The sequence below is a fragment of the Curtobacterium uvaldense genome (genome assembly GCF_028307415.1).
Taxonomy (GTDB): domain Bacteria; phylum Actinomycetota; class Actinomycetes; order Actinomycetales; family Microbacteriaceae; genus Curtobacterium.
Genome location: NZ_JAQMHU010000008.1, coordinates 1 through 20135, shown reverse-complemented (window position 1 = coordinate 20135; position 20135 = coordinate 1). Strand labels below are relative to the sequence as shown.

19 protein-coding genes are annotated in these 20135 nt (G+C 74.6%); 9 read left to right on the top strand and 10 right to left on the bottom strand.

The window, feature by feature from the left end; all coding sequences use genetic code 11:
• Positions 1 to 8: 8 nt before the first annotated feature.
• The 6 genes from PIJ49_RS06545 to PIJ49_RS06520 form a co-directional block, all read right to left on the bottom strand.
• A complete protein-coding gene (locus tag PIJ49_RS06545) occupies positions 9 to 1460 on the bottom strand; it encodes a PfkB family carbohydrate kinase (RefSeq protein WP_209682638.1) in 1452 nt (483 codons plus the stop codon).
• The gene (locus PIJ49_RS06540; RefSeq protein WP_066654250.1) at positions 1457 to 2083 is read right to left on the bottom strand and encodes a D-sedoheptulose-7-phosphate isomerase; all 627 of its coding nucleotides are present in this window, start codon (positions 2081 to 2083) and stop codon (positions 1457 to 1459) included. Before PIJ49_RS06540 ends, PIJ49_RS06545 begins: the two co-directional genes overlap by 4 nt.
• Entirely contained in the window at positions 2080 to 3486 is a 1407-nt protein-coding gene (locus PIJ49_RS06535) for a glycosyltransferase (protein ID WP_271826135.1), read from the bottom strand. Before PIJ49_RS06535 ends, PIJ49_RS06540 begins: the two co-directional genes overlap by 4 nt.
• Complete coding sequence (locus PIJ49_RS06530; protein ID WP_271826134.1) at positions 3483 to 4484, bottom strand: glycosyltransferase; 1002 nt, start codon at positions 4482 to 4484, stop codon at positions 3483 to 3485. Before PIJ49_RS06530 ends, PIJ49_RS06535 begins: the two co-directional genes overlap by 4 nt.
• A gap of 147 nt (positions 4485 to 4631) precedes the next feature.
• Positions 4632 to 5684 (bottom strand): glycosyltransferase family 9 protein, encoded by a 1053-nt coding sequence (locus PIJ49_RS06525; protein WP_251155513.1) that lies wholly within the window; start codon positions 5682 to 5684, stop codon positions 4632 to 4634.
• 71 nt (positions 5685 to 5755) lie between these two features.
• Complete coding sequence (locus PIJ49_RS06520) at positions 5756 to 6307, bottom strand: D-glycero-alpha-D-manno-heptose-1,7-bisphosphate 7-phosphatase (RefSeq protein WP_066654254.1); 552 nt, start codon at positions 6305 to 6307, stop codon at positions 5756 to 5758.
• Between the two features lie 61 nt (positions 6308 to 6368).
• On the opposite strand from PIJ49_RS06520, the gene PIJ49_RS06515 reads away from it, so the two are divergent.
• The 5 genes from PIJ49_RS06515 to PIJ49_RS06495 all read left to right on the top strand — a co-directional run bounded on the left by PIJ49_RS06515 (position 6369) and on the right by PIJ49_RS06495 (position 11800).
• Complete coding sequence (locus tag PIJ49_RS06515; protein ID WP_271826132.1) at positions 6369 to 7346, top strand: glycosyltransferase family 9 protein; 978 nt, start codon at positions 6369 to 6371, stop codon at positions 7344 to 7346.
• A 61-nt stretch (positions 7347 to 7407) separates the two neighbouring features.
• Positions 7408 to 7764: a PRC-barrel domain-containing protein gene (locus PIJ49_RS06510; protein WP_209682631.1), complete on the top strand. Its 357-nt coding sequence runs from the start codon at positions 7408 to 7410 to the stop codon at positions 7762 to 7764.
• Positions 7765 to 7874: 110 nt separating this feature from the next.
• Positions 7875 to 8912, top strand: coding sequence for an SGNH/GDSL hydrolase family protein (locus PIJ49_RS06505; protein WP_271826131.1), 1038 nt, complete (start codon positions 7875 to 7877; stop codon positions 8910 to 8912).
• 33 nt (positions 8913 to 8945) lie between these two features.
• Positions 8946 to 9416: an NUDIX hydrolase gene (locus PIJ49_RS06500; RefSeq protein ID WP_271826130.1), complete on the top strand. Its 471-nt coding sequence runs from the start codon at positions 8946 to 8948 to the stop codon at positions 9414 to 9416.
• 95 nt (positions 9417 to 9511) lie between these two features.
• Positions 9512 to 11800 carry a carboxypeptidase-like regulatory domain-containing protein gene (locus tag PIJ49_RS06495; protein WP_271826129.1) on the top strand — a complete coding sequence of 763 codons (2289 nt, stop codon included), beginning with the start codon at positions 9512 to 9514 and terminating at the stop codon, positions 11798 to 11800.
• A 98-nt stretch (positions 11801 to 11898) separates the two neighbouring features.
• Here the strand turns inward: PIJ49_RS06495 and PIJ49_RS06490 are convergent, their stop codons facing one another.
• Positions 11899 to 13281: an MFS transporter gene (locus tag PIJ49_RS06490; protein ID WP_066654264.1), complete on the bottom strand. Its 1383-nt coding sequence runs from the start codon at positions 13279 to 13281 to the stop codon at positions 11899 to 11901.
• Positions 13282 to 13514: 233 nt separating this feature from the next.
• Positions 13515 to 14423 carry a hypothetical protein gene (locus PIJ49_RS06485; protein WP_271826128.1) on the bottom strand — a complete coding sequence of 303 codons (909 nt, stop codon included), beginning with the start codon at positions 14421 to 14423 and terminating at the stop codon, positions 13515 to 13517.
• A gap of 109 nt (positions 14424 to 14532) precedes the next feature.
• On the opposite strand from PIJ49_RS06485, the gene PIJ49_RS06480 reads away from it, so the two are divergent.
• Positions 14533 to 14778 carry a hypothetical protein gene (locus PIJ49_RS06480; RefSeq protein WP_251160225.1) on the top strand — a complete coding sequence of 82 codons (246 nt, stop codon included), beginning with the start codon at positions 14533 to 14535 and terminating at the stop codon, positions 14776 to 14778.
• Between the two features lie 29 nt (positions 14779 to 14807).
• On the opposite strand, the gene PIJ49_RS06475 is transcribed toward PIJ49_RS06480, so the two are convergent.
• Together PIJ49_RS06475 and PIJ49_RS06470 are read right to left on the bottom strand one after the other, a co-directional pair.
• Positions 14808 to 15545 carry a YidC/Oxa1 family membrane protein insertase gene (locus tag PIJ49_RS06475; RefSeq protein WP_271826125.1) on the bottom strand — a complete coding sequence of 246 codons (738 nt, stop codon included), beginning with the start codon at positions 15543 to 15545 and terminating at the stop codon, positions 14808 to 14810.
• 57 nt (positions 15546 to 15602) lie between these two features.
• Entirely contained in the window at positions 15603 to 15905 is a 303-nt protein-coding gene (locus PIJ49_RS06470) for a hypothetical protein (protein ID WP_271826124.1), read from the bottom strand.
• Positions 15906 to 15972: 67 nt separating this feature from the next.
• On the opposite strand from PIJ49_RS06470, the gene ybaK reads away from it, so the two are divergent.
• The 3 genes from ybaK to PIJ49_RS06455 all read left to right on the top strand — a co-directional run bounded on the left by ybaK (position 15973) and on the right by PIJ49_RS06455 (position 20088).
• Entirely contained in the window at positions 15973 to 16458 is a 486-nt protein-coding gene (gene ybaK / locus PIJ49_RS06465) for a Cys-tRNA(Pro) deacylase (RefSeq protein WP_066654277.1), read from the top strand.
• A gap of 95 nt (positions 16459 to 16553) precedes the next feature.
• Positions 16554 to 19157: an ATP-dependent Clp protease ATP-binding subunit gene (locus PIJ49_RS06460; RefSeq protein ID WP_271826123.1), complete on the top strand. Its 2604-nt coding sequence runs from the start codon at positions 16554 to 16556 to the stop codon at positions 19155 to 19157.
• A 697-nt stretch (positions 19158 to 19854) separates the two neighbouring features.
• Entirely contained in the window at positions 19855 to 20088 is a 234-nt protein-coding gene (locus PIJ49_RS06455; RefSeq protein WP_209682613.1) for a hypothetical protein, read from the top strand.
• Positions 20089 to 20135: the final 47 nt, after the last annotated feature.

Here is a 20135-nt window from a genome sequence, read left to right as displayed (position 1 = left end):
GTGGGTCCTCAGCCGACCGCGGCGAGTGCCGCGGCGAGCCGCGTGGTGGACCGACCGGGGTGGAACGGGACGGTGACGACCCGACCGCCCCACTCGGCGAGCGTCGCCGCCTCGGGGAGCTCGCTCGCGGCGTAGTCGCCGCCCTTCGCCCAGACGTCCGGGCGGAAGCGGCGGAGGGCCTCGTCCGGGGTGTGCTCGTCGAAGACGACCACGGCGTCGACGCAGTCGAGCGCGAGCAGCAGCTCGACCCGGTCGTCCTGCGTCATGATCGGGCGCTCCGGCCCCTTGAGGGCGCGCACCGAGTCGTCCGAGTTGAGGCAGACCACCAGGCAGTCGCCGAGCGCCCGCGCTGCGGAGAGCGTGCGGGCGTGCCCGGCGTGGAGCAGGTCGAAGCAGCCGCCGGTGGCGACGACGGTCCCACCGGCGCTGCGGACGTCGTGCACGACGCGCAGCGCGTCGCGGTCCACGCCGGGGACGGGCACCGGGGCCGGGCCGTCGTCGGCGAACAACGCGGTCACGCCGCCGGCCGCGAGGTACTCCGAGGCAGCGAGCACGCCCGCGGCGACGGCCTCGGCGACGTCAGCACCCTCGGCGAGGGCGATGGCGACGCCCGCGGCGAGGCGGTCACCGGCGCCGCACGGGTCGCCGGCGGTGACGGACGGGGCCGGGACGAACCGGCTGTCCAGCGCGGCCGGCCGGGTGCCGTCCCCGCTGCGGCGCGAGGCGACGAGTGCGCCGCGGTCGCCCATCGTGACGGCGACGGCGTCGACGTCCCAGGTCCGGACGAGCTCGGCCGCGGCGTCCGTGGCGAAGGGCACGCCCTCGCCGGACAGGTCGGTGAAGCGCCGGGCCTCGCTGGTGTTCGGGGTCACGACCGCGGTGCCCGCGACGGGGGAGGCACCCTTCGGGTGCGGGTCCCAGACCACGGGCGTCGTGCGGGCCACGGCGGCGAGGGCGGTACGGAGCCCGTCGGCGGCCGCGACGCCACGGCCGTAGTCGGCGACGACGATCGCGTCGGCGCCCTCGAGCGCCGCGGTCATCTCGGCGGTCGTGCCGGGGACGGGCGGGGTGGCGCACCCCTCGTCGATGCGGACGAGCGCGTGGTCGACCACGCGGACGCGGGTCTTCACCGGGGTCGGCGCACCGGACGGACCGGCGACGACGTGCACGTCGGGCAGCAGGGCGCGGATCTCGTCGGCACGGTCGTCGTCGCTCAGCACGGTGACGAGCGTCACGTCGTGGCCGTCGCGTACGAGCATCGAGGCGACCAGGCCGGCGCCACCGGCACGACGGTCGTCGGTCCGGACGTCGACGACCGGGACGGGGGCGTCCGGGCTGAGCCGTTCGCTCGTGCCCGAGACGTCGACGTCGAGCAGGGTGTCGCCGACGACGACGATGCGACGCCGGGTGCCGTCGCCGGAGCCCGGCGTCGCGCTGGCGGTGCGCTCCGTGCCGCTCACCGGCGGCCGCCGCGGCGGAGGGCCGGCTCCATCGCACGGCAGAGGGCGTGCACGAGGACGAGCTGCGCCTCCTGCACGTTGGCCGAGGGGCCCTCGATGCGGATCGCGTCGTCGACCGCGTCGGCGAGCGGGTTCGGCCCGGGGCCGGTCATCGCGATCGAGCGTGCACCGACGGCCCGAGCGGCCTCGGCCGCGCGGAGCAGGTTCGGGCTCTTGCCGCTCGTGCTGAGCAGCACGACGACGTCACCGGCGCGCGCGTGCGCCGTCACCTGGCGGGCGAAGACCTGGTCGTAGCCGTAGTCGTTCCCGATCGCGGTGACGGCGGAGCTCTCGGCGTGCAGGGAGATCGCCGAGTACGCCGGACGGTCCCCGTCGAAGCGGCCGGTCAGCTCGGAGGTGAGGTGCTGGGCCTCCGCCGCCGAGCCGCCGTTGCCCGCGGCGAGCAGCCGACGGCCGGCGACGAGCCGCGCGGCGATGTCGTCCGCCCACGCCGCGATGTGGTCCTTGTGGTCGACGAGCGAGGCGATCACGGGCACCGAGGCGGCGATGTGGTCGACGACGGTCCGGACGCTGGCGCTCTCGGTCTCCGGCTCACGCGTGCCGGTCTGCTGCTCGATGGTCATCGTGCGGTCCTCTCCGTCGGGTGCGGCAGCACCGCGGGCGTCGGGCGGGCGGTCCGTCCGGCGCGTCCGGGACGGGCGCCCGGGATGGTCGTGGCGGGGGTGATCCCGACGGGGTCGTTCGACACGGGTGCCGTGTCGGTCCCGGTCGCCGCGACGGCGGGCGCGGCGAGGCCGTTCGCGGCGCCGGCGACGAGGCGCTCGTACACGCGCTCGCTCTCGGCGGCGACCTTGTGCCAGGTGTACCGGGACTCGGCGCGCTCGCGACCCGCGCGTCCGTACGCGTCGCGCCGCTCGCGGTCGTCGAGCAGCGCGCCCACGGCGGCGGCCACGGCCTCCTCGTCGCGGGGCGGGACGTGCAGGCCGGTGGCGTCCTCCACGACGGTGTCGATGAGTCCGCCGACGCTCGACGCGACGACGGGACGACCGCACGCCATGGCCTCGAGCGGCACGATGCCGAAGGGCTCGTACCAAGGGGCGCACACGACGACGTCGGCGCTGCGGTAGACGGCGGGCATGTCGTGCTGCCCGAGCTGGCCGCGGAAGGTCACGTGCTCGCGCACCCCGAGGGACCGGGCCAGGGCGTCGAGGCGCTGGTACTCCGGGTCGTCGGCGAGGTCGGCTCCGGCCGTGCCGGCTCCGCCGACCACCACGAGCTCGGCCTCGCGGCCCTCGTCGAGCAGCTTCGCGAGCGCGGCGATGGTCGTGCCGACACCCTTCCGGCGCACCAGGCGCGACGCGGTGAGCACCCGGAAGGGGCGCCCACGCTCCTCGACGGGGCCGTCGGGCCGGAAGAGCTCGGTGTCCACACCGCACGGCACCACGGAGATGGCGTGCAGCGGCACGCCGAGGGTCTTGAGCTCGAAGGCCTCGTCGGAGCAGGTCGCGACGACCTGGTCGACGCTCCGGCCCACGGCGGGCTCGATCCACTCGCGCTCCGCGGGGCTCGTGTCGGCGGGGCCCTGGTGGCGACGCTTCACGACGCCCAGCGCGTGGAAGGTCTGCACGACCGGGATCCGGACGCCACCGGTGCGGGCGTGGACCTGCTTGACGGCCTCGAGCGCGGCGTACCCGGACATCCAGAAGTGCCCGTGCACCACGTCGGGGCGGTCGACGAACCACTCCGCCGCGAGCACCGAGGCGAACGTGTCCATGAACGGGAACAGGTCGTCCTTCGGGACGTGGCGGGCGGGCCCGGCGTCGACCTGCACGACCTCGACGCCCGGGCGCAGCAGCACGCGGACGGGCTGGTCGGCGTCGTCGCGCCGCGTGTACACGGTCACCTGGTGGCCGCGGTCCGCGAGGGCCGCGGACAGCTCGGCGACGTGCACGTTCTGTCCACCGGCGTCGACTCCGCCGAGCACCGCGAGCGGGCTCGCGTGCTCGGACACCATCGCGATCTTCATCGGAGGCTCCCTTCCAGCGCGGCGTCCGCCGCGCGTCCGCGTCGCGCACCACGCGCGACGGCGTCGTCGAGGAGGTCGTCCCAGTCCGCCAGGTACCGGCCGAGCGCGTGCCGCTCGAGCGCGGCCTCTCGGGCGACGGCACCGCGGCGACGGGCCTCCTCGGGGTCCTCCAGGAGCGTCCTGGAGGCACGGACCAGCTCGTCGACGTCGGTCGCGATCGCGCCGGCCTCGGCGGGCACGGTCCGTGGTGCGTCGGTCGTCGCGAGCACGAGGACCGGCATCGCCATGTGCATCGACTCGATCAGCGACAGGCCGAGCGACGTCCAGCGGTTCGGGTGCACGTACGCGCGTCGTTGCGCGAGTGCGGCGTGCATGGGGTCTGCGGGGACGTCGCCGAGGGCGACGACGCGGTCGCCGAACCCGAGTTCGGGGAGCCGGTCGGTGCCCATGCCCCAGAGGTCGACGGGTGCGACCTCGGCGAAGCGGGGGAGCAGGTCCGTGCCGACCACGCGGCCCCGGCGGACCGGTTCGTTGATGACGACACCGAAGCGCTCGAGCGCGCCGGTGTAGAGCGGGCCCGGGTCGACGACGCCGTGCTCGACCACCGTCGTGCGGGTCGTGCCGCAGTCCCACATGAGGGCGTTCCAGTGCGTGACGTGCGCGATCACCAGGTCGTCGCGGTCGCGCATCGGGTGCAGGCTGCTCGGGACGTCGACGCGCGGGGCGTTGTGCTCGACGAAGACCACGGGGACCTCGCGGCCGCGGAGCAGGCGACGGGCCTCCTCGAGCTCCTCGGTGCGCTGCAGGACGACCACGTCGACCTCGGCGTCGGCGACGTCGGCCGGGTCGATCTCGATCGCGTTCGCCGGCCAGTCGCGGCCGCCCCGCCCGAGCCCCCAGCCGTCGCGGGCCGGTGTGGTGGGGATGAGGTACTCGTGGGGGCCGCGGACGAAGGCGTCCAACCAGCCGCCGTGCACGTGCCACACGAGGATCCGCATGCAGGGCCTTTCGACGGTTCGGTGCCCCTCCGGACAGCTGCCCCGCCGGCGCTCGCGCGCGCTGCGCGGGTGCCGGGAAGAGGAGCAGGAGGAGCAGTGGCGCACGCTACGGGAGCACTGCTGGTCCTCCTCGCAGCTTCTCCTGCTTCATCCGCTGAGCGCACTGCCGTCCGCGACGGCGCCGGGTCCGGTGCCGCGCGCCAGCAGGCGTCCGTGTGCGTCGAGGACGTCCTGCACGCGCACTCCGGACAGGCACGGGTGGCCCGGGACCGGGCACTCCCGGGCACGGCTCAGGCGGCAGGCGGCGGTCTGGTCGCCGAGCAGTTCCACCTCGGGTGCGTACGGGGCCCACTTCACCGCCGGCACCACCGGCGAGAACAGGCTGACGATGCGCGCCCCCACCGCGGCGGCGAGGTGTGCCGGACCGGTGTTGCCGACGACGACGACCTCGGCGCCGGCGAGGACCGCGGCGAGCTCGGCGGGCGACGTCCGACCGCCGAGGTCGACCGCGGTGTCGCCCGCGACGGCGGCCGTGAGCGCCCGCTCGCCGGGGCTGCCCGTGACGACCACGGGGATCCCGCGCTCGGCGTAGGCCGCGACGAGGTCACGGTGGTGCTCCTCCGGCCAGGAGCGCGCCGGGACGCTCGCACCGGGGTGGACGACCACGTAGCGGTCCAGGGCGGCCACCTCGGGTGGTGCGACGGCGTCGATCCGCACCACGAGCCTCCCGTCGTCATCCGCCGGCAGGGCGAACCCGGCGGCCTCGGCGATGCGGAGGGCGCGCTCCGGCTCCGGGAGGTCCTCCGGCAGGTCCTCGCCCGGGCGGAGCCGCACGTCGAGCAGCGACCCGGGGTGGTCGACCGAGGCACCGGAGACCCGGGGCACCCCGGCCAGGCGGAGCAGCAGGGCGACCGGCAGGGGCGACTGGTGGAACGAGGTGAGCACGACGGCCTCGTCGGGCTGTTCCTCGGTGACGAGCGCACGGAACTCGCCGAGCAGCGCGTCGTCGATCGGCCGCGCGGTCTCGGTCACCCAGGGCGCTGCCCAGACCCGCACCCGGTCGACCCCGGGCAGCAGGTCCGCGGCCGGGGAGCCCTGGGGGCCGCAGAGCATCGTGACGTGCGCGGCCCCCGCGGCGACGGCGCGCACGGCGGGGCCGGCCACCAGGACGTCGCCGAACGAGTCGAGCCGGACGACCAGGACGCGCGGACCGGTCCGCTCGTCGGCCGTGGTCGACTCCGCACCCTCGGGACCGCGCTGCTCGGCGCGGCTCACGCCCGGGCCGCCGGGACCCGGGCCAGCACGAGGGAGACGGCGTCGTCGAGGGAGCCGGCGACGGTCTCCGCCGCCTCGACCTCCTCGGCGCGCGTCCGCGGCGTCGGCACCAGCACGCCCTGCGCACCCGCCGCCGCCGCCGCACCGACGTCGGCGCCGATGTCCCCGACCACCACGATCTCGGACGGGTCGAGCCCGAGCCGTCGCGCGGCGTCGAGCACCATCCCCGGACGCGGCTTGCGGCACGCACACCCGTCGCCGGCGTCGTGCGGGCAGACGCACCAGACGTCGAACGGGCCGACCAGCTCGTCCACGCGGGCGTTCGTCGCGTCGACCTGCTCGCGGGTCGCCAGGCCCTTCGCGATCGCCGACTGGTTCGTCACGACCCCGACGCGCAGACCGGCGGTCCGGGCGCGCTCGACCGCGCGGTGGGCGCCGGGCACGGGGACGACCTTGTGGGGGTCGGCGTTGTACGGGACGTCGATGACGAGGGTGTCGTCACGGTCGAAGAGCAGACCGCGGACGGCGCGGTCCTTCGCGAGAGCCATGCTCCTTGGTACCGTCCGCCGGCCGGGAACCGGCCCAGGCGCGGCCGGATAGCGTCGGACCGTGACCGCCGTCCCCGCCCTGCCCCCGTCCGACGGACGCCCCGACCTGCTCGTCCTGCGCGCCATCAAGCTCGGGGACGCGCTCGTCGCCGTCCCCGCACTGCACGCGCTCCGCCGGGCGTTCCCCGGCCACCGGATCACCCTGGCGACGACCGCGTGGCTCGCCCCGGTCGTCGAGCTGCTGCCCGTCGACGTGCACCTCGCGCAGCACGGGCTCGACCACCCGATCGCCGCCCCCGCCGGAGCGGTCGACGTCGCGGTCAACCTGCACGGTGCCGGGCCGGAGTCGTCCGACCTCGTCGCCGCACTCGGTGCCCGGCGGGTGATCGGCCACGCCGACCCGACCCACGGGTACGAGGGCCCGGAGTGGCCGGACGACGTCCACGAGCGGGAGCGCTGGGCGGACCTGCTCACCTGGCACGGCATCCCCGCCGACCCCGACGAGGTCGCCATCGCCCGCCCGGCCGCCCCGTCCGCCGCGCCGGGTGCCGCGGTCGTGCACATCGGCGCCTTCCACGGTGCGCGGCACTGGCCGACCGACCGCTTCGCAGCCGTGGTGCGAGGGCTCCGCGAGCGCGGCCTCGACGTGGTCCTGACGGGAGGCGCGGACGACGTCGAGCGCGCCGCCGCCGTCGCGCAGTCGGCCGGCTTGCCGCCGGAGGCGGTCCTCGCGGGCGCGCTGGAGCTGCAGGCCTTCGCCGGCGTCATCGCATCGGCATCGCTCGTCGTGACCGTCGACACGGGGGCGGCCCACCTCGCCTCCGCCTACGGGATCCCGTCCGTCGTGGTGTTCGGGCCGGCGCCGCCCGAGGCCTGGGGACCGCCCGCCTCCGGTCCGCACGTCGTGCTCACCGACGCGTCCGTGCGCCGCGGGGACGTGTTCGCGGAGGACCCGGACCCGGCGCTCCTGGCCGTCGGCGTGGACGACGTGCTCGCCGCCGTCGACTCGCTCCCGGTCGCCCCCGTCACTTCGCCGTGAACCCGCCGAGGGGTCGTCGGTAGCGTCGAGGCGTACCTGTCCTGCTCGAAGGGAGCGCCCCGTGTTCGAAGCCGCCAACATCCGTGACTGGATCGGCCTGCCCGTCGTCGACGAGACCGAGGACAAGATCGGCACGCTCGAGAGCATCTACTACGACACCGCGACGTCCGATCCCGCCTTCGGCGCCGTCACCACCGGGCTGCCCGGGTTCCAGAAGCTGCTCTTCGTCCCGCTCGTCGGTGCGACGGTGGCGCCGAAGCACCTGCTCGTGACGTTCCCGAAGAAGCTCGTCAAGGACGCCCCGACCATCCCGACCGACGGTGAGCTCGAGGCCTCGACCGAACCCGTGCTGTACGAGCACTACGGCCTGCAGTACCAGACCGGCAGCAACGGGGAACGGCGCCTGGGTCGACGCTGACACCGGCACCCGGGACGGGCAGGTAGCCTTGCCCGTCCCGTCGTCGCGTCCACCCGGAGGACCCCCTGCAGCGCACCACCCGCTCGAAGCGGTCGACCGCCGTCGCCCTCGTGCTCACGGTCCTCGCCGCGGTCGTCGTCGCGCCGTGGGGCCCGGTCGCGGGCGCACCGACCGACGGCGCCGTCGCGGCGCCGATGTGGCCGGTCCCGGAGCCGTACCCGGTCACGGACGACCCGGCCGAGACGCTCGCCGACCTGCCGCCGGGCAGCGAGTACGTCGCACTCGGCGACTCCTACTCGGCCGGCTACGGCCTGGGGGACCCGACCCGGCTTCCGACGAGCGCCTGCGCGCAGTCGGCGCGCGACTACCCCCACCGGCTCGCGGCGCGCTTCGGACTCGACCTGACCGACGTGACGTGCGCGGGGGCGACCAGTCGTGACGTCGTGTCGGGGTACCAGTTCCGCGGGGTGCCGCCCCAGGTCCGGGCACTGTCCGAGGACACCCGGCTGGTCACGCTGACGATCGGCGGCAACGACGCCGACCTGTTCGGCACCGCCGCCTCCTGCCTGGCGCTGTCCTCCCGCGGCCCGGTGTTCTCCGGTCGGGACGCCCCGTCGTGCCGCAGCACCCTCGTGCACGACGGGGTGGACGACCTCGACGTGCGCATCCGGTCCCGGGTCGCGCTCGGGATCGCGGACACGCTCGCCGCGGTCCGCCGGGCCGCGCCGAACGCGGTCGTGGTCTTCCTCGGCTACCCGGCGATCTTCCCGGACGCGGCCCACACGCCGGCGCGGGGGTGCTTCCGCTCGGCGCTCGACCTCGGCTCGCTCGTGGGGTCCTTCCCGCGGGACACCTACCCGTTCACCGACGGCGACGTCCGGTACCTGCACGGGGTCCAGGAGTCGCTCGACGAGGTCTCGGCGTCCGCTGCCGAGGCGGCCGGCGTCCCGTTCGTCGACGTGTTCGCCCGGTCGCAGGCGCACTCGGCCTGCGCGACCGACGACCCGTACGTCGCGGGTGTCTCGCTCTCCGGGGCGGGCGACCTGAGCCGCATCGACATGGTGCCCGGGGCCCTGCACCCGAACGGGCGCGGGGTGGCGTGGTTGACCGGGCAGGTGGCCTCGGAGCTCCGCCGGCTCGCGGACTGAGCCGTGCACGGCCGCTCGTCGTAGGGTCGATCGGTGGTCACCAGCGCGGGGCTCCTGCTGCACCGTCGGTCGCCCGTGGACGGCATCCCGGAGGTCTTCGTCGCGCACATGGGCGGACCGTTCTGGCGTCGACGCCCGCGCGCGTGGTCGATCCCGAAGGGGCTCGTCGAGGACGGTGAGGACGCACTCGACACCGCGCGCCGCGAGTTCGCCGAGGAGATCGGGGTCCCCGCACCGACGGGACCCGTGCTCGACCTCGGCGAGGTCCGCCAGGCCTCCGGGAAGCGCGTCCGGGTCTTCGCGGCACGGGCGGACGACTTCGAGGTCGACGAGGTGCGGAGCAACACGGTGCAGGTCGAGCTCCCGCGCGGTTCCGGTCGGTTCGTCGCGGTCCCCGAGGTCGACGACGCCCGCTGGTTCGGCATCGAGGAGGCGCGCGGGGTGCTCGTGTCCGGCCAGGTCGTCGCGCTCGACCGGCTGCTCGCGGCCCTGGAGGGCCGGTGATCCGCGACCCGCACCGGGGCTGTCCCTCGTCCGCGCTGCCCGGATAGCCTGAGCAAGCGTCGGGTATTCGTCGGCGCCGACACAGGGGAGCACACATGCGCAGATGGCGCACCGTCATCGCCGGCGGCATCGCCGTCGCACTCGGGGCAGGACTGGCGGTGAGCGGCGTCACGAGCGCGACGGCCGCGACCACGGGGAACTGGGCCACCGTCACGGTGGACGGCACGAGTCGTGCGTACACCGGCTCGATCGCGCTCCCGGGGTTCCCGGACACCACCTTCACGTCCACCTCCCGGCAGGCCACGGTCGTCTCCGGCGCATCGACGTGGCAGGGGGCGTCGACTCCGCCCGGCACGGTCTACGGCACCAGTCGCGGTGCGACGTACCTCAACCAGCGGCCGGCGGCGGACGACGCGCGGAGCCCTGCCGTCACGACCTGGACGTTCGACGGTGGGACGCCAGGGGCCGGCGGTTGGTCCTTCGTCCTGGGCGACGTCGACGCCGACCAGGCGACGATCTCGGCGACCCTCGCGGACGGCACCCCAGCCACCGTGGACCAGCTCGGCTACGCGGGTTCGTACAACTCGTGCTCGACCGTCTCGCCCGGCGGGTGGAGCTGCCCGCGCGATCCCGGAGGCGTGGCGGCGGGTCAGGACCTGCCGTCCTGGGACCCGGCCACGGGGGTGCTGCGGGGCAACGACGCCGCGAACGACACCGCCGGCGCGAGCGCATGGTTCACACCGACGGCGTCGCTCGCGACGCTGACCATCGCCTACCAGCAACGCAGTGGCCTCCCCGTCTACCAGACCTGGTTCGCGAACCGGACCTCGTCCCTCTCCGGCACTGCGGCACTCGACGGCGAACCACTGGTGGACACACTCGTCACCGTGACCGCTCCGAACGGCACCGAGTACACGACGACCACCGGTCCCGACGGTGCGTACGCCTTCCCCGCGCTCACCCAGGCCGACGGGTACCGGGTGTCGATCGCGACCCCGGACAACGCGGCGGTCGACCGCGCTCCCGCGGTGGTCGACCTCCGGACCGACGTCACGGACGCCGACTTCGTCCTCAGCACGGTCCCGGGGACCGTCGACCTCGACGGCTCGGTGGTCGACGCCGACGGCCGCCCCGTCGCCGACGCCGAGGTGACCGTCACGGACACCTCGGGGCTGCCCCTCGCCACCGTCGTCACGGACGCGGACGGGCGCTGGCGTGCCGTCGGCCTGCCGGCCGGCACCGCGGTCGTCGCGACGGTGAGCGGTGCCCCGCCGGTGTCGGGCTCGACCGGTGCCGACGGTGCCCCGGTGGCTGCGCTCGACCCGATCGTCCTGCCGATCAGCGTGGGGACGATCACGGGCCGCGTGACGCTCGACGGCGGCGCCCCCGCCGCACCCGCGCTCGTGGAGGTCCTGCAGGGCGGTGGCGTGGTGGCCACCGTCGAGACGGACGCCGACGGCACGTACGGTCTGGCGCTCCGGCCCGGCACCTACACCGTCCGTACCGAGGCCGCGGTCGCCGGTGCTCCGGAGCCGACCGAGCTGACGGTCGAGGTCACCGCCGACGGCACGGTCCGAGCGGACTTCCCGTTCACGACGCCGGTGGCGGTCACGGTCGGGCAGGCCGGTTCCGTCCGCTACGAGGACGGCACGCCCGTCGTGGACACGACCGTCACCGCACGGCCGGTCGAGGCCGGTTCGGGTGCCGTGGTCACGGTCGAGACGACCGCGGACGGCGGGTACTCGCTCGCCGGGTTGACGCCGTCGACGGAGTACGCCGTGAGCGTCGAGGGGGCCCCCGTCCGGACGGTCACGACGCCCGCCACGGGGACCGCCGCCGACGCCGTCGACTTCGTCCTGCCCCTGCCGACCGTCGACCAGCCGGGCACGGTCAGCGACGCGGACGGCGCCCCCGCCGCGACCGTCCCGGTCGTGGCGACGCTGACCGGTGACGACGACGGCGAGCCGGTCAGCACGACCACCGGCGACGACGGCACCTTCGTGCTCGAGGGGCTCCGCCCGCTGACCGAGTACACGATCACGGCCGGGACCGGCTCCGAGCAGTCGGACCCGGTGGTGGTCACGACCGCCGCGGTCGGCGGCACGCCGGAGCCCGTGCGCCTCGTCCTCGCCGAGGTCGCCGTCACGCCGGAGCCCACCCCGACGGTGACGCCGCAGCCGACCGACGGCCCGACCCCGAGCGCGGCACCCGTCGCGGGCGGTACCGGCCAGGGCAACGGTGGTGGCCCGACCGGTGGCGGACTGGCCTTCACCGGAGCCGACGTCACCCCCGCGGTCGCCGTCGCAGCGCTGCTGCTCCTGACCGGCGGCGGGTTGCTGTCGGTCCGCGCGGCACGTCGTCGACGGTCGGTCCCGCAGGACTGACCGCACACCCGGCCGTCGGGCTCGGGGCTCCGGGCTCCGGGAGACGGGAGCGGGGCGGGTCGACACCGGTCGGCCCGCCCCGCTCCCGTGTCCCGGGCTCAGCGCCGCCGCTGCGTCCGCACGGATCCCGTCGCGGTCGACACCGTGCCGGTGGCGACGCCGATCGACCCGGTGATGGTGGCGATCGCACGGCTGACGACCGGCACCGAGCTGGTGACGACCGCGAGCGAGGACGTGATCGCCTCGACCGACGTCGTGGACAGGTGCTCCTGCGCGTGCGTGTGCACCGGGAAGCCGCGGCGCGCCGCGAGCACGACGCCGAGCGAGCCGATCAGCACGACGGCGCCGGCGAACGGCAGGTACTGCAGGCCGACCGCACCGAGCGCCTGCCCGCCGACGGCTGCCCCGCCCGCGATGCCGATGTTCGACGCGCCGTTGACGAGGGCGCCGGCGATGTCGGGGGAGACGCCACCGGTGCGGATCGCCGCGGCCATGAAGAGGGTGCCGGTCGTGCCGTTCGCCGCCATCCAGACCCCGGCGACCACCATGGTGCCGAACAGCGAGCCGTGCACGAACGGCAGCACGGCGAAGGCGGCGGCCATCACGGCGACGGCGGCGATCAACGTCTGCCGCGGTGCCCGGTCGACGAAGGTGCCGGCGAGCCAGAGGCCCACGATGCCGGTCCCGCCGAGCACCAGGAGCGCACCGCTCACCATGCCGGCGTCGAGCCCGGCGTCGATCGCGTACGGGCCGATGTAGGTGTAGACGACGTAGTGCCCGGCGAAGAGCAGCAGGTCGGCGACGACGACGGAGAGCAGTCCGGTGCGGGCCCACGCGCGGGGTGAACCGATGTGCGGGGACGCGGTCCCGCTGACCGCCGGCAGGAACGCGACCGCGACCAGCGCGAGGACGGCTGCGGCGAGCGCGACGGAGCCGACGGCGGGGCGCCACCCGATCGTCTGCGCGACCCAGGTGGCCAGCGGCACGCCGAGGACGAAGCCGAGCGAGCTGCCGGAGTAGACGAAGGCGATCGCGCGTCCGGCCAGCCGCGGGGGCACGATCCGCGTCGCGTAGGCCGACGCGACCGAGAAGAAGAGCGCGTGTGCGACGCCGCCGACGACGCGACCCGCGCAGACGACGGCGAAGCTCGGCGCGACCGCGACCAGCACGTTCGAGACGGCGTAGCCGACCAGGGTCGACACCAGGACCGCCTTGCGGGGGAGCCGCGCGGTGAGCGACGTCAGCGGGAGGGCGAGGATCGCCACGGCTGCGGCGTAGACGGTGACGACGAAGCCCATCGTCGACTCGCTGACGCCGAGGTCGCGGCTCATCGTGCCGAGCAGCCCGACCGGCATGAGCTCCGTGGTGATCGCGAAGAAGGTGGCGAGCCCGAGCACGGCGATGCCGACGATCGAGCGGTTGGTGACGGTGATCGGCCGCGTGCTCGTCGACACGGCCGAGGTGGTGGTGTTGGTGGACACGCTGCTGACCTCCTCCGGGGAACGCCGGAGCGCGCGTCGGACCGGTCGTCGTGACGGCGGTGCGCGGTGCGCGCTCGCGGTGGGTGTGGTCCGGGTCGAACGACCCGGTCGGGTTGTGACGACTCCACGGCGAGTGCGCACATCCAGTGTTGCACGGAGCATCCGGATCGCGCGAGGGGGTCGCCGAAGAATCTTGTAGCGCTCCAACGAGATGCTCGGACGAGCATTCCCGATCAGTTCTCGTTCGTCACCGTGCCCTGCACACCGCCGCCGCGCAGGGTGACGGTGAGCGTGCCGCTCATCGACTGGGCGGAGAGCGAGACGTTCCCGTGCAGGGCGTCCTCACGCGGGTAGCAGGCGGTGGTCGACTCGAGCCGGTTCGCGGTCGCCACCAGGCAGATGGTCTCGCGGTCGGTCCCGACCCCGGCCCACACGTTCCACGGGGTCTCGAAGGCGCTGCCGTCCAGGGCCCGGTTCGTGAACACGAGCCGGGTCGTGCGGAAGCTCACGGGCGCCTCGACCGGGCCCGGCAGCTGGTCCGCGGAGGTCTGCGGGATGTCCAGCAGCTCCTCGAGGGTGATCGCGCCGGGTGTCGGTGTCGTGCTGGGCGCGGCGGCCAGCTGCCCGTCGGTCGTGCCCACCAGCGTGCCCGCCGCGAACGCCAGGCCGACGACCGCCGCCGCGCCGAGCGCGATCCAGGCGCGCGGCCGCGCGGTCCAGAGCAGTCCGCTCACCCGTGTCCGCCACGCGGGCCTCCCGGCCTGGAGGTCCGCCCCGCCCCCGGCGCGGACGGAACCAGGTCCCGTGGCCGGTTCCTGCTCGCCCTCCGGCCCGACCGGGTCGGCGGGCGCCGACGCACCGGCCGAGCCGGGCCCGGTCCGGATCGGCCCCGCCGCCGGTGTCGGTCGGTCAGCGGTCGACGCAGCGACGGACGACCGTCCGGCCGCGCTCGTCGTGCGGGCCGCCGGACGTGCGTCGTCGGTCGTCGTCCCGGCCGGCGGTGTCGCGCCCGCGACGGTGCTGCCGTCCCGCAGCCCGCGGAGCTCGAGCCGGGCGCGCGCAGCGTCCTCGGCCGCGACCCCGGCTCCCCACGCGAGGGCCTCGAGTCGTGCCCGTTCCGCCGTGACGTCCTCGTCGGCCATGCACACTCCCGGTCCGGACGCACCGGACACCCACATGCTCCCACCCGGACGACGGCACGTCCGCCCCCCGAGCGGGAGGTGTCCAGTCCCCGAGGCGTAGACGGGTGGCATGAGCACCGACGCAGGAACCGCGCACGACGCCTCCGGCCACGACCAGACCCGGCACGACGCCGATCCCGAGACGCTCGAGCCCCTGAGCCACGACACCCAGTCCGGCGAGGCCGACTACGTGGCGACGAGCCCCGGCGGGAGCGGGACCGAGCGGCACGTGCCGACCCCCGACGAGGAGCAGGGCCGTGGCACCGAGTACGACCCCGTCGACCAGGGGCCCCAGCAGGAGGGCCAGGGCGGCTGAGACCGGCCGCCCCGCGCCCCCTGCCCGGCTCAGCGGACGATCCGCCGCAGCACCGCGCGCTCCCCGAGGGTAAAGGCGGCGCTCGTGACGACGTAGAGCGTCGCGGCGAGCGGGACGACCGCGGCGAGGACGACCGACGCGAAGGGCGCCCAGCGCGCCAGGGCAGCCGCGGGACCGGCCCCGGGCGTACCGGCGGCCGGCTCCGCCGTCGGGTTCCAGTGCACGGTGGCCCGGCGCGACGCCTCGACCACCACCGCCATCACGACGAGCAGCACGAGCACCACCCAGGCGTGGCTCCACAGCGGCGACGCGAGCGCCACCAGGAGCGTGTGCCCGAGCGGGATCCCGACCAGTGTCGCGTCGAGCAGGGCGTTCGCGGCACCGGCGACCGACGCGTGCGTGAAGAGCGCGTACACGAGCGAGAGGACCGGAGCCTGCGCGAGCACCGGGAGGCACCCGGCCAGCGGGGAGACGCGCTCGGAGGTGTACAGGCGCTGCACGGCCTCCTGGAGGCGTCGCGTGTCCGCACCGTGGCGCCTGCGGAGGGCGGCGAGCTGCGGGGCGAGTCGACGCCGGTCGCGCTCGGCCCGGACCTGCAGGACGGCGAGCGGGACGAGCACGATGCGCACGCCCAGGGTGAGCGCCACGACGGCGAGCGCCGCTGCGGCGCCACCGGCGACGGGGGACAGGGCTGCGGTGAGCGCGGTGAGCAGGTCGACGCCGGCGCGCAGCAGGTCGCCGACGACGGGCAGGGTGGTGATGTCCATGACGTTCCGTTCGAGTGGAGGGGTTCGTGACGACGTGACCCGACCACCCGCGGGCGGTCAGGCCGGGGTCGGCGCTCCCGGTGCTCGCGACCGCACCTGGCCGTCGGCGTCGGGGTGGCTCCACGCGATGCGGGTCGGCCGCTCCACCGCTGCGCCCGTCCGCTCGGAGCCCTCGGCACCCGGATCGACACCGAGCGCCGTCGCGAGCAGCCGGACGACGAGCACCGTGACAGCGACGGCGGCGAGGCCGAGCGCGGCGACGGCGAGCAGGGGCGCCGGGGAACCCGACGGACCGAGCAGGCCGACATCGCCGATCTGCAGCACCGCGAGGGCGCGCAGCAGGAGTTCGACGACGGTCATGGTCCGTTCAGCGTAACCCCCGCGTGCCGTCGAGGACCGGCAGTCCCGGACGGGCAGGATCGCAGGCATGACCGCAGGATCGCCGAGCACCCCAGCGACCCTCGCCCTGGAGCGGGCGGGGATCCCGTTCACGCCGCACGTCTACGAGCACCACGAGACCGCGACCAACTTCGGTGAGGAGGCCGCCGCGGCACTGGGCCTCCGTGAGGACCAGGTGTTCAAGACGCTCGTCGTCTCGGTGGACGGGCAGCTGGCCGTGGCGGTCGTGCCGGTCGCGAACCGCCTGGACCTCAAGGCCATCGCAGCTGCCCTCGGCGGCAAGAAGGCGACGCTCGCCCAACCTGCCCTCGCCGAGAAGCGGACCGGGTACGTGGTGGGCGGGATCAGTCCGGTCGGACAGAAGACCAGCCTGCGGACGGTCGTCGACGAGACGGCACTCGAGCACCCGAGCATCTTCGTCTCCGGCGGGCGCCGCGGGTTCGACATCGAGGTCGCGCCGGCCGACCTGGTCCGCGTCACCGGCGCCTCCACGGCGGCCATCGCGAGGACCTGAGTCGGTCTGACGCAAGTTTCTGCACCCGCCGGGAATGGAGCGGGTCCTCCAGCGTTGCATTGAGTCGAAGGCACTCAAGTTCCCAGGAGGTCCCTTTGCCAGCAACGTTCGGCCCGACCGGTGGCGACGACGCGTTCGACGCGTTCCTCGCGCGGCTCATCGCGGCCCAGCAGTCCGGTGCCCAGCGATCCGTCCCGCTGGGACGCCCGGTCGACATCACGCGGCTCCTCAGCCGACGTACCCACGAGGTGCTCCAGCACACCGCCGAGTACGCCGTCGCACAGGGCCAGCACGAGATCGACGCGCTGCACGTCCTGCACGTGCTCGTGCGCACCGAGCCCTTCACCGCGGTCCTGCGCACCGCCGGTGTCGACCCGGAGCAGTTCGCCGCCGAGGTCGAGCAGCGCCTCCCCGTGCCGACGGACCCGCGTCCCGGGCGCACCGGGCAGCCCGCCCTGACCGGGACCGCGCAGCGGATCCTGCTCGAGGCGACCCAGGCCGCCAAGGCCTTCGGCAGCACCTACACCGACCCCGAGCACGTCTTCTTCGCGCTCGTCACCGACCAGGACACCGTCACCGGGCAGCTGCTCGCGAGCGCCGGAGTCACCCCGCAGCACCTGCAGGAGCACGCCCAGCAGGCCGCGGCAGCAGCACGAGAGGGACGCCCGATGCCCGGAGCCACCGAGACCACCGCCGACCCCGCGAACGGCACGACGAGCGACACCCCGACGCTCGACCAGTTCGGCACCGACCTCACCGAACGCGCCCGCGACGGGCGCATCGACCCGGTGATCGGCCGCGCCGACGAGATCGAGCAGACCGTCGAGATCCTGCTCCGCCGCACGAAGAACAACCCGGTCCTCATCGGTGAGCCCGGGGTCGGCAAGACCGCGATCGTCGAGGGGCTCGCGCAGCGGATCACCGACGGCGACGTGCCCGCGCTGCTCCGGGGCAAGCGGGTGGTCGCGCTCGACCTCGCCGGCATGCTCTCCGGCACCCGGTACCGCGGCGACTTCGAGGAGCGCCTGACGACGGCGATGGACGAGATCGCGGCGCACGCGGACGAGCTGATCGTCTTCATCGACGAACTGCACACCGTCGTCGGCGCCGGGGGCGGTGGCGAGGGCGGCTCGATGGACGCCGGCAACATCCTCAAGCCCCGCCTGGCCCGCGGCGACCTGCACCTGGTCGGCGCGACGACGCTGCGCGAGTACCGCCGCATCGAGAAGGACGCCGCGCTCGAGCGGCGCTTCCAGCCGGTCCGGGTGGGGGAGCCGAGCATCGAGGACGCCGTCGCGATCCTCGGCGGCCTCGCCCCGCGCTACGCCGAGCACCACGACGTGACCTACACCGACGACGCCCTGCGCGCCGCGGTGGAGCTCTCGCACCGGTACGTGACCGACCGGCACCTGCCGGACAAGGCGATCGACCTCATCGACCAGGCCGGGGCACGACGCCGTCTCGCCCTGTCGGGCGACGTCGACGTCGAGGCGCTCCGTGACCAGGTCGCGGAGCTGCAGGCCGACAAGGACCGCGCGGTGGCCGAGGAGCTGTACGAGGAGGCGTCGCGCCTGCGCGACGAGATCGACGGACTGGAGGCGCAGATCACCGCCGCCTCGCAGGGGGACGCGAGCAGTGCCTCCCGGCCGTCGACCGCCGACCGCGTGATCACCGAGGCAGACGTCGCCGAGGTCGTGTCGCGTGCCACCGGCATCCCGGCGACCCGGATCTCGCAGGGTGACCGCTCGCGCCTCGCCGCGCTCGAGGACGAACTCCACGAGCGCGTCGTCGGCCAGGACGACGCCGTGCGCGCCATCGCGACCGCCGTCCGACGCAGCCGGACCGGCATGGGCGACCCGCGTCGTCCCGTGGGCAGCTTCCTGTTCCTCGGCCCGACGGGCGTCGGCAAGACCGAGCTCGCGAAGGCCCTGGCCGGATCGCTCTTCGGCGACGAGTCCGCCATGCTGCGGTTCGACATGAGCGAGTTCGGCGAACGGCACACCGTCTCTCGCCTGGTCCGTGCCCCTCCCGGGTACGTCGGTCACGAGGAGGCCGGGCAGCTCACCGAGCGCGTCCGTCACAACCCGTACTCGGTGGTCCTGCTCGACGAGGTCGAGAAGGCGCACCCGGACGTCTTCAACCTGCTGCTGCAGGTGCTCGACGACGGCCGCCTCACCGACGGACAGGGACGGACGGTCGACTTCCGGAACACCGTCGTCATCATGACGTCGAACATCGGCTCGGAGTTCCTCGCATCGCGCTCCGGAGCGCTCGGGTTCTCGGCCTCGGCGGACGGCGGCTACTCCGAGGAGGACCTGCGCGCCCGTGTGATGGGCAGGCTGCGCGAGTCGATGCGGCCCGAGTTCATCAACCGCATCGACGAGATCGTGCTCTTCCGCAAACTGTCGCAGGAGCAGCTGCGGTCGATCGTCGACCTGCTGCTGCAGGACACCGCGCTCCGGCTCCTCACCCAGGGGATGACCCTGGCGGTGTCCGAGGCGGCGACCGACTGGCTCGCCGAGCACGGGTACGAGCCCGAGTACGGCGCCCGTCCGCTCCGTCGACTCATCCAGCGCGAGGTCGACGACCGCATCGCGACCCTGGTGGTCGACGAGCAGGCGCACGCCGGCGACACCGTCCGAATCGACCTCGAGGACGGCCGGCTCGTCGCCCGAGCGTCAGCCCCGGCGACGGTCTGATCCGACCCGCTCACACGGAACGGCCCCGGCACCCCAGCGGTACCGGGGCCGTTCCGCGTCCTGCGACGTCCTCGTGTGTTCTCGGATGCAATTCCGGAAATGTTCGAGAAAGGGGTTGCGCTCGCATTCCCGACGCCGATAGTGTTCACGAGCATCACCGGCTGTACGAGACCGAGAGGGGGCCGACAATGATGATCGCCATGACGAACCCGTTCCGTGGAATCCGTGGGATTGGCGGCACCCCGCTCCGTTCGCACTGACGCGGGACGTCCCGCTCCAGCCGTTCTCCTCGACCGACCGAGGTCCCGCTCGTCGCTGCCCTGAGCACGCGGTGGTGCGGTCCCGATCGTCGTCGCACAGCCCCGCTGTGCCGCACCACACACGCCGTGCAGGCCACGGCTGCCCGTCCAGCTGACGGACGCCCGTCCGGTTGACGGACGCCCGTCCTGCGGACGGCGGCCGGGGGCGCGGCGTGGTGGATCGAGATCGGACCGCGAGCGGCGGACGTCTCTCCGACGATTCCACTCGGTGACCCGATCGGTCACCGACAATGCAGCCGCGCGCATTCCTGCGCGCCCTTCCGATCATTCTCGCCCGCATTCACCGGGCGTTCTTCGCGAACCCGTTCCCGACGCATCCACGCGGTCGGCGGTCGGGATCTCCGTCATGCCCTCGGGCACCCACGAAAGGCACCATCGTGTCGAACGACATCGACGTCCGTCCCCCCGACACCCGCGCGGTGCGCCGCCGGGTCACGCTCGCCGACCGCATCGCCCTCCGGATCGGCATGTCGCTGATCATCTGGAGTCGTCGGACGCACCACGTGCGTCCGTCGGTCGACCACGCCACCCGTCAGCGGCTCGACCGGGAGCGGCGCGAGCGCGAGCTCGAGCTGCTCGTGCGGAGCGCCGCGATGCGCATGTGGCGCTGACGCGCCGCGCCGCGCCGCGCCGCGCCGCCGCTCCGGCTGCGCCGACG